17 protein-coding genes are annotated in these 15,638 nt (G+C 62.1%); 13 read left to right on the forward strand and 4 right to left on the reverse strand.

Features of this window, described 5'->3' with window-relative positions; genetic code table 11:
* Positions 1–223: 223 nt before the first annotated feature.
* The 8 genes from DT069_RS05665 to DT069_RS05700 all read left to right on the forward strand — a co-directional run bounded on the left by DT069_RS05665 (position 224) and on the right by DT069_RS05700 (position 6,860).
* Positions 224–721 (forward strand): SUF system Fe-S cluster assembly regulator, encoded by a 498-nt coding sequence (locus tag DT069_RS05665; RefSeq protein WP_119459328.1) that lies wholly within the window; start codon positions 224–226, stop codon positions 719–721.
* Between the two features lie 75 nt (positions 722–796).
* Entirely contained in the window at positions 797–2,251 is a 1,455-nt protein-coding gene (sufB, locus tag DT069_RS05670) for a Fe-S cluster assembly protein SufB (protein ID WP_119459329.1), read from the forward strand.
* A gap of 31 nt (positions 2,252–2,282) precedes the next feature.
* Positions 2,283–3,041 (forward strand): Fe-S cluster assembly ATPase SufC, encoded by a 759-nt coding sequence (gene sufC / locus DT069_RS05675; protein WP_119459330.1) that lies wholly within the window; start codon positions 2,283–2,285, stop codon positions 3,039–3,041.
* Positions 3,041–4,375, forward strand: coding sequence for a Fe-S cluster assembly protein SufD (gene sufD / locus DT069_RS05680; protein WP_119459331.1), 1,335 nt, complete (start codon positions 3,041–3,043; stop codon positions 4,373–4,375). The genes sufC and sufD overlap by 1 nt, the downstream gene beginning before the upstream one ends.
* A 22-nt stretch (positions 4,376–4,397) precedes the next feature.
* Positions 4,398–5,660 (forward strand): SufS family cysteine desulfurase, encoded by a 1,263-nt coding sequence (locus DT069_RS05685; RefSeq protein ID WP_119459332.1) that lies wholly within the window; start codon positions 4,398–4,400, stop codon positions 5,658–5,660.
* Positions 5,660–6,118 (forward strand): Fe-S cluster assembly sulfur transfer protein SufU, encoded by a 459-nt coding sequence (gene sufU, locus DT069_RS05690; protein ID WP_119459333.1) that lies wholly within the window; start codon positions 5,660–5,662, stop codon positions 6,116–6,118. Before DT069_RS05685 ends, sufU begins: the two co-directional genes overlap by 1 nt.
* Positions 6,119–6,134: 16 nt before the next feature.
* On the forward strand, positions 6,135–6,500 hold the full coding sequence (locus DT069_RS05695) for an SUF system Fe-S cluster assembly protein (protein ID WP_119459334.1): 366 nt from the start codon (positions 6,135–6,137) through the stop codon (positions 6,498–6,500).
* A 15-nt stretch (positions 6,501–6,515) separates the two neighbouring features.
* A complete protein-coding gene (locus tag DT069_RS05700; RefSeq protein ID WP_119459335.1) occupies positions 6,516–6,860 on the forward strand; it encodes a HesB/IscA family protein in 345 nt (114 codons plus the stop codon).
* A 181-nt stretch (positions 6,861–7,041) separates the two neighbouring features.
* Here DT069_RS05700 and gcvA read toward each other — a convergent pair whose 3' ends face one another.
* Complete coding sequence (gene gcvA / locus DT069_RS05705; protein ID WP_119459336.1) at positions 7,042–7,947, reverse strand: transcriptional regulator GcvA; 906 nt, start codon at positions 7,945–7,947, stop codon at positions 7,042–7,044.
* A gap of 305 nt (positions 7,948–8,252) precedes the next feature.
* Here gcvA and DT069_RS05710 point away from each other — a divergent pair, with 305 nt between their 5' ends.
* The 3 genes from DT069_RS05710 (at position 8,253) to DT069_RS05720 (ending at position 11,875) form a co-directional block, all read left to right on the forward strand.
* Positions 8,253–9,389, forward strand: coding sequence for an aromatic ring-hydroxylating oxygenase subunit alpha (locus DT069_RS05710; RefSeq protein WP_119459337.1), 1,137 nt, complete (start codon positions 8,253–8,255; stop codon positions 9,387–9,389).
* A 19-nt stretch (positions 9,390–9,408) separates the two neighbouring features.
* Positions 9,409–10,806 carry an NAD(P)-binding domain-containing protein gene (locus DT069_RS05715; RefSeq protein WP_119459338.1) on the forward strand — a complete coding sequence of 466 codons (1,398 nt, stop codon included), beginning with the start codon at positions 9,409–9,411 and terminating at the stop codon, positions 10,804–10,806.
* Between the two features lie 109 nt (positions 10,807–10,915).
* On the forward strand, positions 10,916–11,875 hold the full coding sequence (locus DT069_RS05720; protein WP_425450034.1) for a PDR/VanB family oxidoreductase: 960 nt from the start codon (positions 10,916–10,918) through the stop codon (positions 11,873–11,875).
* 151 nt (positions 11,876–12,026) lie between these two features.
* On the opposite strand, the gene DT069_RS24550 is transcribed toward DT069_RS05720, so the two are convergent.
* Complete coding sequence (locus DT069_RS24550) at positions 12,027–12,296, reverse strand: hypothetical protein (RefSeq protein WP_162913001.1); 270 nt, start codon at positions 12,294–12,296, stop codon at positions 12,027–12,029.
* A 154-nt stretch (positions 12,297–12,450) separates the two neighbouring features.
* Between DT069_RS24550 and DT069_RS05725 the strand changes: the two genes are divergently transcribed.
* Positions 12,451–12,630 (forward strand): hypothetical protein, encoded by a 180-nt coding sequence (locus DT069_RS05725; RefSeq protein WP_119459340.1) that lies wholly within the window; start codon positions 12,451–12,453, stop codon positions 12,628–12,630.
* Positions 12,630–14,069 (forward strand): cytosine permease, encoded by a 1,440-nt coding sequence (locus tag DT069_RS05730; RefSeq protein WP_119459341.1) that lies wholly within the window; start codon positions 12,630–12,632, stop codon positions 14,067–14,069. The genes DT069_RS05725 and DT069_RS05730 overlap by 1 nt, the downstream gene beginning before the upstream one ends.
* A gap of 353 nt (positions 14,070–14,422) precedes the next feature.
* On the opposite strand, the gene ahpD is transcribed toward DT069_RS05730, so the two are convergent.
* Together ahpD and DT069_RS05740 are read right to left on the reverse strand one after the other, a co-directional pair.
* Entirely contained in the window at positions 14,423–14,974 is a 552-nt protein-coding gene (ahpD, locus tag DT069_RS05735; RefSeq protein ID WP_119459342.1) for an alkylhydroperoxidase, AhpD family, read from the reverse strand.
* An 83-nt stretch (positions 14,975–15,057) separates the two neighbouring features.
* Entirely contained in the window at positions 15,058–15,597 is a 540-nt protein-coding gene (locus tag DT069_RS05740) for a peroxiredoxin (protein ID WP_119459343.1), read from the reverse strand.
* Positions 15,598–15,638: the final 41 nt, after the last annotated feature.

The following is a 15,638-nucleotide window of genomic DNA, read 5'->3' on the forward strand; positions in this document are numbered from 1 at the left end:
CCCTGCAACGGTGGACTGGACAGCTGATCGTCCGGTAGAAAAAGGGTCGTGATTTCGGAACGAACGGATTTCGCCCGTATCCGCCGTCTCTGCCGCGATAGGCGCATCGGCCCTCGGCATTTCGGGCTGATTTCTCCTTGACAAGCGACCGCTTCCCCCCACTTTTAAACACGAGTGATTCGGTCAGGATTAAAGGCAGGACTGAGGGAGGAAGAGGCGGTCTATGATACGGCTGAGCAGGCTGACGGATTATGGCGTCGTGTTGACGAGCTATATGGCTGGCAACACGGATCGGTGCCATAACGCCTTCGATCTGGCCGCCGCAACGGGTCTGCCCGCGCCGACCGTCAGCAAGATTCTGGCGACCTTGACCCGGGCCGGCCTGCTTATCTCGCATCGCGGTGCCAAGGGCGGCTATCAGCTCGCCCGCAATCCGGAGGAGATCTCCGCCGCCGACATCGTCAGCGCACTTGACGGCCCGGTTGCCCTGACCCTCTGCATCGAGCATGGCGACGGGGCCTGTGACGTCGAGACGCTCTGTCCCTCGCGCCAAAGCTGGCGGCGGATCAACGACGCGGTCCGGCGGGCGCTGGAAGGCGTCTCCCTGGCCGATATGGCGTTTCCGTCGCTGCCCAGGGCGGCCGAATCGGCGACCGAACCCGCGGTTGAACCGCCGAAGGACGGCGACGCTCCGCCAACGACGAACCGAGCGGTCAACTAGACGACCGCGACCTGCTGGCTCCTAGCCGGAATCGCCCCTCATTGGAATTTGAAGATCCGCAGTACAGGTAGAATTATGGCAGCTTCCGTCGACACCGCTGAAACCGTGCAGTCCATCGCGGGCGACAAGTACAAGTACGGCTTCATCACCGATATCGAGTCGGAAACCGCGCCGCGTGGCCTGAACGAGGACACCGTGCGGTTCATCTCGGCAAAGAAAAACGAGCCGGAATGGCTGCTCGAATGGCGCCTCAAGGCCTTCCGCCTCTGGACCGGCATGACGGAGCCGTCCTGGAGTAAGCTCGGCTATCCGCCGATCGATTATCAGGACGCCTATTATTATTCAGCGCCGAAGAGGAAGGAGGCGCCGAAGAGCCTGGACGAGATCGATCCCGAACTGCTGAAGACTTATGAGAAGCTGGGAATTCCCCTGAGGGAGCAGGAGATGCTGGCCGGCGTCGCCGTCGACGCGGTGTTCGACAGCGTCTCGGTCGCCACGACCTTCCGGAAGAAGCTCGAGGAGAAGGGCATCATCTTCTGCTCGATCTCCGAGGCGGTGCAGAACCATCCGGAACTGGTGAAGAAGTATCTCGGCAGCGTCGTCCCCTACTCCGACAATTTCTTCGCGACGCTGAACTCGGCGGTCTTCACCGACGGCTCGTTCGTCTATGTGCCCGAGGGCGTGCGCTGCCCGATGGAGCTGTCGACCTACTTCCGGATCAACGCGGCGCAGACCGGCCAGTTCGAGCGGACGCTGATCATCGCCGACAAGGGAAGCTATGTGAGCTATCTCGAAGGCTGCACCGCGCCGATGCGCGACGAGAACCAGCTCCACGCCGCGGTGGTCGAACTGATCGCGCTCGACGACGCCGAGATCAAGTACTCCACGGTCCAGAACTGGTACCCCGGCGACGAGAACGGCAAGGGCGGGATCTATAATTTCGTGACCAAGCGGGGCGCCTGCCGCGGTCGGAATTCGCAGATCTCCTGGACCCAGGTAGAGACCGGCTCCGCGATCACCTGGAAATATCCGAGCTGCATCCTGCAGGGCGAGAATTCCGTCGGGAAGTTCTACTCGATCGCGATCACGAACAACTATCAGCAAGCCGATACTGGAACCAAGATGATCCACATCGGCAAGAACACGCGCAGCACGATCGTCTCCAAGGGCATCTCGGCCGGCAAAGCGCAGAACACCTATCGCGGCTTGGTGAAGATCCTGCCGGGCGCGGCGAACGCCCGCAACCACACGCAGTGCGACTCGCTGCTGATCGGCGACAAGTGCGGCGCCCATACGGTGCCCTATATCGAGACGCGCAACCGAACCGCGCGGGTGGAGCATGAGGCGACGACCTCGAAGATCGACGCGGACCAGCTCTTCTACTGCATGCAGCGCGGCCTCTCGGCGGAGGACTCCGTCTCGCTGATCGTCAACGGCTTCTGCAAGCAGGTGCTGCAGGAACTGCCGATGGAATTCGCGGTCGAGGCGCAGAAATTGGTGGGCATCAGCCTGGAAGGTAGCGTCGGCTGAGGCGCCGACCAGTAAAGACGGGATAGCGATTATGTTGGAAGTGAAGAATCTGCACGTCACGGTCGACGGACAGCCGATCCTCAAAGGGCTCGACCTCAGCGTCGGCGCCGGCGAGGTGCATGCGATCATGGGGCCGAACGGCTCCGGCAAGAGCACGCTGGCCTATGTCCTCGCCGGGCGCGAGGGCTATGAGGTGACCGAGGGCAGCATCCTCTACCAGGGGCGGGACCTGCTCGATCTCAGCCCCGAGGAGCGCGCCCGCGACGGCATCTTCCTGGCCTTTCAATATCCGGTCGAGATTCCCGGCGTCGGCACCAACAGCTTCCTGAAGACCGCCGTCAACGCCGTGCGGAAGCATCGCGGCGAGCGCGAACTGGACGCGATGGAGTTCATGAAGCTGATGCGCGAGAAGCGCGACCTGCTCGGCGTCAATGAGGAGATGCTGCGCCGCTCGCTCAATGTCGGGTTCTCCGGCGGCGAGAAGAAGCGGACAGAGATCCTGCAGATGGCCCTGCTCGACCCGAAGCTCGCCGTGCTCGACGAAACCGACTCCGGACTCGACATCGACGCGCTGAAGATCGTCGCCGAGGGCGTCAACGCGCTGCGCTCGCCCGACCGGGCGATGGTCCTGATCACGCATTATCAGCGCCTGCTGAACTACATCGTGCCGGACAAGGTGCATGTCCTGGCGGCCGGCTGCATCGCGAAGTCGGGCGGCAAGGAGCTCGCCCATCAACTCGAGAAGGAAGGCTACGGCGATCTCGCCGGCAAAACGGGGGCTGCGGCTTGATGGCTTCGGAAACCACTACCGGCCTGCCCTACGCCGACCGCTTTGCCGCGATCGCCGCGACATTGCCGGGTCAGAGCGTGCCTTGGCTGCGGGAGCTGCGCGAGGACTCCTTCGCGCGCTTTGCCCAGCTCGGTCTGCCGACCCCGCGCGTCGAGCAGTGGAAGTATACGAACCTCCACCCGCTGACCAAGGCGGGTTTCGAACCGGCCGTGGTCAATGGCCAAGGCAGGGGCCAGATCAAGGCCCTGCAGCCGCTTTCCAGCCTCCTGCCGGCCGAGGAGCCGGCGCACCGGCTGGTGTTCGTGAACGGCCTGTTCCGGCGCGACCTCTCGGAGATCGGCGCCCTGCCTGAAGGCGTTCGGCTCGACGGCCTGGGCGAGGCTCTGGCGAGCGAGGCGGAGTCGCTGGCCCCGATGCTGGGACGTGCCGTCCGGTCCGGAGACAACGCGCTCCTCGCGCTGAACACCGCCTTGATGGCGGACGGCTGCATCCTGCGCATCGGCCGCGGCGTCTCGATCGACGCGCCGATTCACCTGGTCTTCGTCGGCGCCGCGGAGGAGACCGCGCTCGCCTTTCATCCGCGCAACCTGATCGTAGCGGAACGCGACAGCCGCGCCGTGATCTTCGAAAGCCACGTCGCCTCGAACGGCGGCGTCTACTGGTCGAATCCGGTCACCGAGGTGACGGTCGAGGATGGGGCGGAGATCCAGCATTACAAGTTTCAGGACGAGAGTCTCGACGCCTTCCACATCGCGCTGACGGAGGTGGAGATCGGCGAGCGCGGCCGGTATCACAGCTTCGTCATGACGAGTGGCGGCCGCCTGTCACGCCAGGAAATCCGGGCCGTGCTCGACGGCAAAGGAGCCGAATGCCGGCTCACCGGCGGCTATCTGGCCCGCGGCAAGCAGCATGTCGACAACACGACCGAGATCGTCCATGCCAAGCCCCATACCACCAGCAAGGAAGTCTATAAGGGCGTGCTCGACGAACAGGGTCGCGCCGTGTTTCAGGGCAAGATCATCGTCGAGAAGGATGCGCAGAAGTCGGACGGGCATCAGCTCAACCGGACCCTGCTGCTCTCCGACCGCGCGGAGATCGACACCAAGCCCGAGCTGGAGATCTATGCCGACGACGTGAAATGCAGCCACGGCGCGACTGCCGGTGAGCTCGAGGAGAGCGCGCTGTTCTATCTGCGCGCCCGCGGTATTGATGAGACGGCGGCGCGGCGGATGCTGATCGAGGCGTTCCTGGGCGACCTCGGCGAGGATCTGGCGAGTGCGACGGTGAAGGCCGCTCTTCAGCGCCGCGTCTCGAATTGGCTGGCGGCGATCTAGAGGGGATTGGACGATGACCGCGATGGGACGATCGCAAGCTGCGCTTACCTTCGGCTCCAACCTATCGGACTTCGATGTCGAGCGCGTACGCGCGGATTTTCCGATCCTGAGCAAGCGCATCTACGACCGACCGCTGGTGTTCCTGGACAGCGCCGCCAGCGCCCAGAAGCCGCAGGCGGTGATCGATGCGGTTCGCCACTGCTATGAGGACGAGTACGCGAATATCCATCGCGGCGTATATTATCTGAGCGCCCAGGCCACCCTCGCTTATGAGGCGGCACGGGCCAAGGTGCAGCGGTTCCTGAATGCGCGTGAGGATCGCGAGATCATCTTCACCCGCGGCGCGACCGAGGCGATCAACCTGGTCGCTTCGAGCTATGGCGGAACGTTTCTGAAGGAAGGCGACGAGGTCGTGCTCTCGGCCTTGGAGCACCATTCCAACATCGTACCCTGGCAGTTGCTGCGCGATCGGATGGGCATCACCATTCGCGTCGTCCCGATCAACGATGCCGGCGAGTTCCTGCTCGACGAGTATGAGAAGCTCCTCGGGCCGCGGACGAAGCTGGTCGCGGTCACACATATTTCGAATGCGCTCGGAACCGTGACGCCGGTAGCGGAGATCACCCGTCTCGCCCATGCACATGGCGCAATCGTGCTGCTCGACGGCTGCCAAGCAGTGCCGCATCAGGCGGTCGATGTCCAGACGCTCGACTGCGACTTTTACACCTTCTCCGGCCATAAGCTCTACGGGCCGAGCGGCATCGGCGCGCTCTACGGCAAGGCCGATCTTCTGCAGGCCATGCCGCCCTACCAGGGCGGCGGCGACATGATCCGATCGGTCAGCTTCGAGAAGACGGAGTATGCCGACATCCCGCAGCGGTTCGAGGCGGGAACGCCGCACATCGCCGGCGCGATCGGGCTCGGCGCGGCCATCGACTATGTCACGGCGCTGGATCAGGAGAAGATCGCCGCGCATGAGCAGGCGCTTCTGGCTTATGCGACCGACCGGCTGTCCGGCATTCCGGGGCTGCGGCTCTTCGGCACCGCGCGGGAGAAGGCGAGCATCCTCTCTTTTACGATCGACGGCGCCCACCCACATGATGTGGGAACGATCCTCGATCGTGCCGGAATCGCGGTGCGCGCCGGTCATCATTGCACGCAGCCGGTGATGGACCGCTTCGGCATCGCCGGGACGGTGCGCGCCTCGTTCGGCCTCTATAACAGCTTCGACGAGGTCGATGCGCTGGCGGCCGGGATCGAACAAGTGAAGGAGATCTTTGGCTGATGTCGGATCTGCGCGACCTCTATCAGGAGGTGATTCTCGACCATAACCGCGAACCGCGGAACTTCTGCTGCCCGCCGAACGCGAACCGCGAGGCGCGCGGCGACAACCCGCTCTGCGGCGACAAGGTCACGATCTATCTGACCCTCGAGGACGGGGTTGTGAAGGATATCGGCTTCCAGGGCCGTGGCTGCGCGATCTCCGTGGCCTCCGCCTCGCTGATGACGGAGATGATCAAGGGCAAGACCGCGGCCGAGGCGCAGGCACTGTTCCGCCGCTTCCAGGCGTCAATGACCGGCGAGGAAGAGGTCGGCGGTACCGACGATCTCGACAAGCTCGCGGTCCTCTCGGGCGTGCGGGAGTTCCCGATGCGCGTCAAATGCGCGACGCTGTCCTGGCATACGCTGGCCGCGGCGCTCGAGGACGCCGCGGAGAAGAAGATAAGCACGGAGACCGCCTGAGGAACTGAGGAAAATAATGAGCAGCACCGAGGAAATTCAGAACGCGGTCGCACCGAAGCCGCTCGACGCCGACGAGATCGAGGCTCTCCAGCAGGGCGTCGTCGCGGCACTGCAGACCGTTTACGATCCGGAAATTCCGGTCAATATATATGAGCTTGGATTGATCTATCGGGCGGATGTCGACGCCACAGGCGCGGTCGAGATCGAGATGACCCTGACCGCCCCAGGCTGCCCCGTCGCCGGAGAGATGCCGGGAATCGTCCAGCAGGCCGTTTCCCAGGTGGAGGGGGTGAATGACGTAAATGTCGAACTGGTTTGGGATCCGCCCTGGGACCAGTCGAGAATGTCGGAGATCGCCCGCCTGGAACTTGGAATGATATGAGGAACGGAGACCTCTATGGCTAGAGTTGCCGCCGCTTTGATCACCCTGACGGACGCTGCCGCCGAGCGCGCCAAGACCCTGCTCGCCCGCAACGAGGCGCCGGCCGCCGGGCTGCGCGTCGGCGTGAAGTCGAAGGGGTGCTCAGGACTTTCCTACACGATCGAATATGCCGACGCGAAGGGACCGCATGACGAGGTCATCGAGGACAAGGGCGTGACGATCTTCATCGACCCCAAGGCGACGATGTTCATCCTCGGCAGCGAGATGGACTATGTCGAGGACAAGCTCCAGTCCGGCTTCGTCTTCCGCAACCCGAACGAGAAGGGCCGCTGCGGCTGCGGGGAATCGTTCCACGTTTGATTTCCAATACAGAAAGCGCCTCCCCTCGGATGGCGAGAGGCGCTTCAGGCTGCTGAAGACCCCGCCTATGGCCGAGCTGTTCTACATAGGTGTGGTCGGGATCATGGAAGACTGATACACGCCGCCGCGTTCAGCGCGGGTTGACGCAGTATTCTCACTCGCACCCAACTATCAAGACGCGCTAAGGGGCTGCCAGCCGCGACACCCAATCAACAAAGGCGCGTGTTTGCGGCGATTTAGCTTGGGCTGCCAACCACACCGCATAGTACCCATAGCGACTCTGAACCGACTCTTTGAGAGGCCTGACCAGCCTACCGTCGTCTAATTCCCGATCCACCAAACCTTTCCAGCCGAGAGCCAGACCCTGACCCTTCTTTGCCGCCTCGATGAGCAGCGGATAGTTATTGATGGTCAGGCCGTGTTGGTTGGCCGGAAACGCCACGCCGTTCTCGGTCAGCCACATGCGCCAGTTCATCCACTCCCAGTGATCGTCCTCGAGGTGTAGGAGAGTATGCTCTATCAAATCGCTCGGCACTTCGAGCGGTGATGCTGATGCAAGATAGCTCGGCGAGCAGACAGGATAGACCTCCTCCACGAAAAGCAATGCGGATTGGCGGCCTGGCCAGACGCCCTCGCCATGGACCAGCGCCACGTCGACGCTATCCGCCAGGCAGTCCGACTCCAGGTCCGAGACGACAACGCGTACTGAAACGCCCGCGTTAACTTCATAGAAGTGGCCAAGCCGGGGCATCAGCCACATCCAGGCCATCGATTGGTCCGCAGCGACGGTAAGACGGTCGCGGCCGCGGGTCATGCGCAGTTCCTGGGTCGCGGTGGCCAAGTGTTGAAGTGCCGCTGCCACGGTGTGCTGGTATTCGCGCCCGAGATGCGTGAGCTGCACCGCTTTGTGCGTTCGGTTGAAGAGAGCCAGACCCAGGCTGTCCTCCAAGTTCCGGACCTGCTGGCTCACCGCGGCTTGGGAAACGTTCAGTTCCTGGGCAGCGGCGGAGAATGAGGACAGGCGAGCGGCGGCCTCAAAAGCGACGAGCGCATGCAGTGGCGGCAGCGATTTGCGGAATTCCTTCATAAGCCAAGCTTATCCAAATGACCAAGGACAAATCGTTTGAGAAGCATAGCTCCTCAAAATACCATCCCTATTCGGAATTGCAGCATCTCTTCGATAATAAAAACTATTGGAAGAGATCACTGCCGAGGCTGACGTAGGAGGCCCCGTGATGATTTGCCGGAAGCTTGACCATTGCCGTTCGAGATCTTGCCGGATTTCCAATTCGACGGCGACGATGGCCGCAGACCGACGAAAGTGGCGTGGGCAGCGCCCGACCGGCTGATCATATCGCCCCTTTTCCCTTGATACATTCGGAGGTCCACAGGATGAGCCTACCTCTTTTGCAGGCCCAATCAGGCGATAATCCCTTTCGTGACGAGCCCGGCCGCTCTTTTACGATGCCCTCCCGCTTCTATCTGGATCCGGAGATCTACGAGCGCGAGAAGGACGCCATCTTCTACCGCAGCTGGTGGTTTGCCGGCCACAAGAGCCAACTCGACAAACCTGGCCGCTTCATCACCACGCAGATCCATGAACAGAGTATCGTCATCACCAGAACGACAGACGGTGCGCTGAACGCCTTCTACAATGTCTGCCAGCACCGAGGACACGAGTTGGTTAGCGGCAGCGGTAGCGCCCGGCTGCTCGTCTGCCCCTACCATGCTTGGTCCTATGATCTCGACGGGAAACTGAGAAACGCGCCGAACACGGCGGACATGGTCGACTTCGACAAGTGCGCCTTCTCCTTGAAGTCTGTACAGGTCGAAGAGTTCTGCGGCTTCGTCTTCGTCAATCTCGACCCCGACGCCTTACCGTTCAGAGAGCAGGCTGGTGACTTGGAGGCGGAGCTGAGACACTACTGCCCGAGCATAGACAACATGGTCTATGCCCATCGGCACAGCTATGACGTGGCGAGTAACTGGAAGGTCCTGATCGATAATTTCCTTGAGTGCTACCACTGCGGCGTGGCGCACAAGGACTTCGTCAATCTCGTCGACATGAAAACCTATCAGTCGCAGACCTGCGGCATCTACTCCAGCCATACCTCCCAGGGCGCCAGCGTCAACAGTTCGGCCTTCAAATTCGAAAAGGGCGACGTCGAGTTCGGCTATGCCGCCTGGTTCGTATGGCCGAACCTGACGATTTGGGTTTATCCCGGCGAGGCCAACGTCTCCGCGCTGCAGATAATTCCATCCGGGCCCGACCGGACCATCGAGCACCTGGATTGGTTCCTCCCGACTTCCGAGCCGACGAAGCAACTGAAGGACGCCATGGTCTACATGGACGAGGTCCTGCAGCCTGAGGACATCGGTCTTTGCGAGAGCGTTCAGCGGGGGTTGCGATCAAAGGGTTACAATCAGGGACGCTTCGTCATCGACAACGATCTGAGCGAGCTCAGCGAGCACGCTGTCCACCATTTCCAGAAGATGGTCGTCGACGCACTTGATGCGCGTCTTGGCTGAAGAGCTGAGGAAAAAGAACATGACCCAGCGTGTGGCAATTATCGGAGCCGGCCCCAGCGGCCTATCGCAGCTTCGTGCTTTCCAACAAGCCAGGGCCAAGGGAGCCGAGATCCCGGAGATCGTCTGTTTCGAGAAGCAGAACGACTGGGGCGGGCTCTGGCATTACACCTGGAGGACCGGCCTCGACGCCCACGGCGAGGCCGTGCATAGCAGCATGTACCGCTATCTCTGGTCGAACGGCCCGAAGGAGTGCCTGGAGTACGGTGACTATTCTTTCGATCAGCACTTCGGCCGGCCCATTCCGTCATTTCCTCCGCGCGAGGTCCTGCACAACTACATCACGACGCGAGCGAAGGTCAGCGGCATACGCGATTGGGTGCGTTTCGAAACCGCGGTGCGATGGGTCGGCTTCGACGAGGCCGAGCGACGCTTTACGGTGGTGAGCGAAGACCTGCCGACGCGGCGCGTCACCAGGGAAACGTTCGACTCCGTGATCGTCGCCTCGGGCCACTATTCGGTCCCCAATGCGCCGTCCTTCCCAGGTATCGAGCAGTTCCCCGGCCGGGTGCTGCACGCGCATGATTTTCGCAACGCCATGGAGTTCGCAGGCAGGGACATCCTGATCGTCGGCGCCAGCTATTCGGCCGAGGATATCGGGCTGCAGTGTCACAAGTACGGCGCCCGGTCGGTAACGATGAGCTACCGCACCAAGGCAATGGGCTTCACCTGGCCCGAGAGCATGGAAGAGCGCCCGCTGCTCACCCGGATCGACGGCTCGACCGTTCACTTCGGCGACGGCTCCCACCGGGACGTGGATGCCATCATTCTCTGCACCGGCTACCTCCACCGCTTTCCCTTTCTGGCGGAGGATCTGAAGCTGCACACGCACAACCGGCTCTATCCCCCGGGCCTCTACAAGGGCGTGGTCTGGGAGGCCAACCCGCAGCTGCTTTTCGTCGGCATGCAGGACCAGTTCTACACCTTCTCCATGTTCGACCTGCAGGCCTGGACGGCTCGCGACGTGGTGATGGGTCGTATCTCGCTGCCCGACACCAACAGGATGGCGGCGCATTCGGCGCGCTGGGTGGAGCGTGAGGAAGCGCTCGTGGGACCCGAGCAGCAAATCGACTTCCAGACAGATTACTGCAAGGAGCTGGCGGCCGCTGTCGACTACCCGGCCATCGACTTCGATCTCGTGGCGGCGAACTTCAAGGAGTGGGAGCACGAGAAGGTGCGCGATATCACAGGCTACCGTAACACGGCCTACCGTTCTGCGGTTACCGGGACGATGGCTTCGATCCACCATACGACTTGGCTGGAGGCCACGGACGACTCCATGAAGACCTTCCTGGGCGACGGCGAGCGGCGGTCTGTTCAACTCCCGACGCGATCGGTTGCCGCTGCCGCCCGCCTGTAGAGCCTGATCCGATCAGGTCGACCCAACCTGATCGGATCAGGCTCAAGGTCGGTCGACATGAAGGCCGTGAATTTCGACTGAACCAATACGGGAGGCGAGAGGAGCGCTCTTGTCCTTGAGGGTTTACGTCACCAAGGTCACCGACGAAGCAGAGAGCATCCGCTCTTACGAGCTGATCGCGGCCGAGGGCACCCCTCTCCCGGCTTTCACCGCGGGCGCCCATATCGTTGTCAACCTGCCGAACGGAATGGCGCGTCAGTACTCGCTGACCGGCGACGCCGGCGATCGCCAGCGCTACCTCATTGCGGTACAGCGAGAGACCGAAGGAAGGGGTGGGTCACGCTGGATCTATGACAACCTGCGCGAAGGCGACAGCCTCGAGATCGGTGACCCGGTCAATCACTTCACCCTCGCCGAGGAGGCCGAACGGCACCTTCTGATCGCCGGCGGCATCGGCATTACCCCGATCCTCGCGATGGCCAGCAGCCTCGAGCGGGCAGGCGCCGACTACCACCTCGTCTACTGCGCACGCAGACCGGCACGGACCGCGTTCCGCAATCGCCTCTTGTCGCCAGCCTTCCAGGATCGCGTACGCTTTGTGTACGACGAGGCAGAGGAGGCCCAACGCCTCGATCTTGCCGCGATTCTGGGTGCGCAACCGCCCGGAACCCATGCCTATTGCTGTGGTCCGGCCGGCATGATCCGCGCCTTCCGCCAAGCGACCAACCATTGGCCCAGTGAGCGCGTCCACTTCGAGCTCTTTGCTGCCGACCCGGAAGCGCCTCCTCCGCCGGCCGAAGATCAGGCCTTCACGGTGGAGATTGCCAGCACGGGACAGCGTTTCGAAATCCCGCCTGGCAGAAGCATTCTTGCTGTCCTCTCCGGTCACGGACTCGAGGTGCCAAAGCTCTGCGAGTCCGGCTACTGCGGCTCCTGCCTCACCGGCGTACTGGAGGGCGTGCCTGAGCACCGCGACAGCGTGCAGAGCGATGCCGAGAGGGCAGCCGGAACCTACATCGCGCTCTGTTGCTCGCGAGCCAGGAGCGACCTCCTGGTCTTGGACCTCTGACCCGGCGGGACGAGCCATGCTGCGCAACCCTTCCAGTGCCAAGCTTGCCACGGCGGTATTTGGAAGGTCTGCGGCGACAATCCCGGCGGTCCTCTCGATGCCAATGGCAAAGGACCGCCGTGGCGCTCGCCGCGCGCATGCAGGCCGGGGCTCATGCATTTGCTTTGAATGGTGTCCCGCTGAAGATCGTCAATGGCGAGATCCTCGTCATCACGGGCCTTTCAGGATTCGGAGAGTCGACGATCGTGCGCACGAGCCCTTCAGCGCGCGCGAACCGCTGATCCGTCACCAGATACAGAATGAGTTTCTGCAGCTTCAGCAGCGGCTCTACAGAACGATCGTCTTTATCAAGTACGCTTCTCTGGCGGCGCTCCGCATGGCCGGCCGCGTCTGCGTGGCGCGGAATAAGTTCGTGATCCAATCCGGCGCCGCCGAGGAGAGCGCTACGCGTCCTGCGGATGCCGCGTACGAGCTTTCGCCGGAGATTCGCCCGTCGCCAACTCTCACCAAGTGAGGAGGTCAGAGCAGAAAATACTACGCGTTTCAAACAAGTAGAATAATTAGGGAGGTGAACCATGGGACCAAATGATGAACCGGCTTACAGAGACGTCGACGTTGATCCCGAGGAATACATCACGCAGGCCCTGAAAGCAGGCACGCTCGTTGGCACGGGACACACCACGAAGGATCTGTGGATGCTGTTCCTTCTCGGCGTCGTCTGCCCTGCCCTGATTCTCGCGTGGGGGTGGATGTAATGGGCACCGCCAAAATGAAAGGACCACCCGAGGCGAGGATCGGCAGCCTTCCTTTGCCGCTTTCCGAACGCACATGGAGCGGCTGGCTGGTCGCGGGCGTCTGTGCGACCGCGGGGATCGGGACCTGGTCGTTCGTCGTAGGCGGGTTTACCGCCTACTACGTTCCGGCAGGTGAAGGAACGGCAACAATGATCGCGGGCGCCCTGATCGGCCAGTTGCTGGTCACGCTTTCTCAGGTTCCGCCAGTGGCGAAGTACGGAATTGAGACCCTGGCGTCGACCAAGCCGCAACTCGGCATCCGCGGCTCCTACTTTGCCCTGATCGTGCAGTACGCCACCCTCATCGGCTGGAACTGCGTGCTCATGATATTCTTCGGCAGAGCCGTAGCGTCAGTCCTCATCGAAACCGGTATCATAGGGCCTGTCCAGGCAGATGCGGTCGCGATCGCGTCGTCGCTGATCGGCGCCGGGGTCGTCTTTTGGCTCCTCACGGGCGGCTCCACGAGCTTGAAATATGCGGGGTCGATCATCGCCGTCGGAGTCTCGATCATCGGCCTCTGGATGTATGGCATGCTCTTCAATGCCTACGGCCTTGACGCGATAGCGGCGGCCGCGCCACTCGCGCCGATCGAGAACGATCGGCTCATGAACTTCACCGTTGGAACCGAACTGCTGATCCTGTCGACACTGGGATGGTGGGCCTACATGGGCAGCTTGTTCCGCATGCTGAACTGCGTCAGCAAGGGAGTGGTGCCGTCCATGCTGTCGCTCGGGTTCGGCTGGGCGGCCGTTGGCCTGATCGGCCTCTATTCTGCCCTCGTGGTCGGCGAACCGGACCCGACAGTCTGGATGCTCCAAATCGCGGGACCTGTCGCCGGCGTTTGCGTTCTGGTCTTTGTCGCCCTGGCCAACATTGGTTCAGCGCTTGTCGGTGCCCATGCGGCTACGCTGGGCATCGGTCAGATCCCCGCGGTCGCGCGACGCTTCGGCTGGAAGATGAAGGCCTTCATCGTGCTGATCCCAATGCTGTTGGCGCTCCTGTTCTTTCCGGGACCATTCTACGACAACATCGGAACGTTCATGGCTTTCATCGGCATCATCATTGCGCCGATTTGCGGTGTGCAGATCGTCGACTGGTTCGTATTCAAGCGGCTCGACGATCTGGATCTGGTTTCGCTCTATCAGCACGATTCACGGTCACGCTACTGGTATCTGTATGGCTTCAACCCCGCAGGGATCGCGGCACTCGTCATCGGCGCAGTCGTCTATATGCTTCTGCTGGACCCATTGACGTTCGTGCCCAACAGTACGTTGTTGAGGTATCTCACAGCCTCGATACCGTCAGCTCTTGCCGGCGCTGTGACCTACTGGGGTCTCACCAAGGCGCTTCGAATGGATGCCCGGGAAGGCACCTACCGGCTAAGAGAGCGGGACGTTTGAAAGCGAACGGCAGAACGTCGAATGAACCCGGGCGAACGGTTCGTGAGCGGCAACGAACGCTGAATCGCTCTGCCCGGGCATTGGCAAAATCCGTGAGAGTGTCGCGGAATTACGTCTCAGCCGTCGAGATGGGGCTTACCCCGCGCGCGACGGCTGAGACGAGGCGACCAGCCGCGCCGCGCCGTAGCGTGTTGCGCGGCTTCACAATCAGCCTCGAGATTTCGTTGCAGAACGCAGTCCAATCCAAGCGAGGCAGTTCGTCTACTACTTCCTTAGCTGGGCAGGAGCGGGCTTGATCCAAGCATTCATTGTCACCCGCGGGTCAACCCTGCGGGTGACAATGAAGGAAATGGTCAAGCAGCCGCGCGGGTCTCGCCAGCCAGCGCCGACTCCGCCTCGAGAACCGTCGACACGGCGTAGAGGACCGCCGCGATGCGGACGGCGTTCTGCACCGCTTCCTTGGTCAGCCCCTTGCCGACGACCTCGCGCTCATGCGCGTCGATGCAGGTGCCGCAGCCATTGACGGCCGAGACAGCGAGCGACCAGAGCTCGAAATCGACCTTGTCGACGCCGGGGTTGGCAAGGATGTTCATCCGCAGCTTGGCCGGCATGGTGGCATATTCCTTGTTCCCGACCAGATGCGTGAAGCGGTAATAGATGTTGGTCATCGACATCATCGCCGAAGCGGCCTTCGCCGCCTGCAGCGCCGCCTCGTCGAGATGCTGGCGCGCCTCGTCGGCGATGGCGGTGATGACCTCGCCGTTGCGCGAGGCAACGGCGGCGGCAAGGATCGTGCCCCAGAGCTGTTGAGGCGTCAGGCCGGGCGTGCTGGGCAGACCCGACAGGTTGAGCTTCAGGTCCTTCGCATAATCAGGCAAGCGCGATTTGAGAGCGTCGATCGACATGATAGTCCTCCGGTTGGGTCTCTTGACGGGGTAACGGGCGGACGCGGAATGCGCCCGCCCCCGGAAACGGATTTGCTACAGGCTTAGGCGGCCTGGAGCGTGTCCTCGCCCTTCTGCCAGTTGCAGGGGCACAGCTCGTCGGTCTGAAGCGCATCCAGAACGCGCAGGACCTCCTGCGGGTTGCGGCCGACATTCAGGTCGTTGACCGATGCGAAGCGGATGATCCCCTCCGGATCGACGATGAAGGTCGCGCGCAGGGCGACACCCTCAGCCTTATCGAGAATGCCGAGAGCCGTCGACAGCTCGCGCTTGAGATCGGCCAGCATCGGGAACGGCAGATCCTTCAGATCCTCATGGTTCTGCCGCCAGGCCAGATGGACATACTCCGAGTCGATGCTCGCGCCCAGAACCTGAGCATCGCGATCGGCGAACTCCTCGTTCAGGGCGCCGAAGGCCGCAATTTCGGTCGGGCAGACGAACGTAAAGTCCTTGGGCCAGAAGAAAACAACCGTCCACTTTCCCGGAAAGCTGTTCTGATTCAATTGGGTAAATGCGGTTTTCGGATCCGTCGAGACAACGGCCTGCAGATCGAATTCCGGAAACTTGTCGCCGACAGTGAGCATGGAGGCTTCTCCTTGGTTCGGGTTCAGTGCTTTCTTAAGTA

Source organism: Virgifigura deserti (assembly GCA_003576685.1).
GTDB lineage: Bacteria > Pseudomonadota > Alphaproteobacteria > Dongiales > Dongiaceae > Virgifigura > Virgifigura deserti.

What these genes read in the sequence shown, in the direction of transcription:
- DT069_RS05665 (WP_119459328.1), top strand. Translation starts at nt 224, where the DNA reads ATGATACGGCTGAGCAGGCTGACGGATTATGGCGTCGTGTTGACGAGC.
- sufB (WP_119459329.1), top strand. Translation starts at nt 797, where the DNA reads ATGGCAGCTTCCGTCGACACCGCTGAAACCGTGCAGTCCATCGCGGGC.
- sufC (WP_119459330.1), top strand. Translation starts at nt 2,283, where the DNA reads ATGTTGGAAGTGAAGAATCTGCACGTCACGGTCGACGGACAGCCGATC.
- sufD (WP_119459331.1), top strand. Translation starts at nt 3,041, where the DNA reads ATGGCTTCGGAAACCACTACCGGCCTGCCCTACGCCGACCGCTTTGCC.
- DT069_RS05685 (WP_119459332.1), top strand. Translation starts at nt 4,398, where the DNA reads ATGGGACGATCGCAAGCTGCGCTTACCTTCGGCTCCAACCTATCGGAC.
- sufU (WP_119459333.1), top strand. Translation starts at nt 5,660, where the DNA reads ATGTCGGATCTGCGCGACCTCTATCAGGAGGTGATTCTCGACCATAAC.
- DT069_RS05695 (WP_119459334.1), top strand. Translation starts at nt 6,135, where the DNA reads ATGAGCAGCACCGAGGAAATTCAGAACGCGGTCGCACCGAAGCCGCTC.
- DT069_RS05700 (WP_119459335.1), top strand. Translation starts at nt 6,516, where the DNA reads ATGGCTAGAGTTGCCGCCGCTTTGATCACCCTGACGGACGCTGCCGCC.
- gcvA (WP_119459336.1), bottom strand. Translation starts at nt 7,947, where the DNA reads ATGAAGGAATTCCGCAAATCGCTGCCGCCACTGCATGCGCTCGTCGCT.
- DT069_RS05710 (WP_119459337.1), top strand. Translation starts at nt 8,253, where the DNA reads ATGAGCCTACCTCTTTTGCAGGCCCAATCAGGCGATAATCCCTTTCGT.
- DT069_RS05715 (WP_119459338.1), top strand. Translation starts at nt 9,409, where the DNA reads ATGACCCAGCGTGTGGCAATTATCGGAGCCGGCCCCAGCGGCCTATCG.
- DT069_RS05725 (WP_119459340.1), top strand. Translation starts at nt 12,451, where the DNA reads ATGGGACCAAATGATGAACCGGCTTACAGAGACGTCGACGTTGATCCC.
- DT069_RS05730 (WP_119459341.1), top strand. Translation starts at nt 12,630, where the DNA reads ATGGGCACCGCCAAAATGAAAGGACCACCCGAGGCGAGGATCGGCAGC.
- ahpD (WP_119459342.1), bottom strand. Translation starts at nt 14,974, where the DNA reads ATGTCGATCGACGCTCTCAAATCGCGCTTGCCTGATTATGCGAAGGAC.
- DT069_RS05740 (WP_119459343.1), bottom strand. Translation starts at nt 15,597, where the DNA reads ATGCTCACTGTCGGCGACAAGTTTCCGGAATTCGATCTGCAGGCCGTT.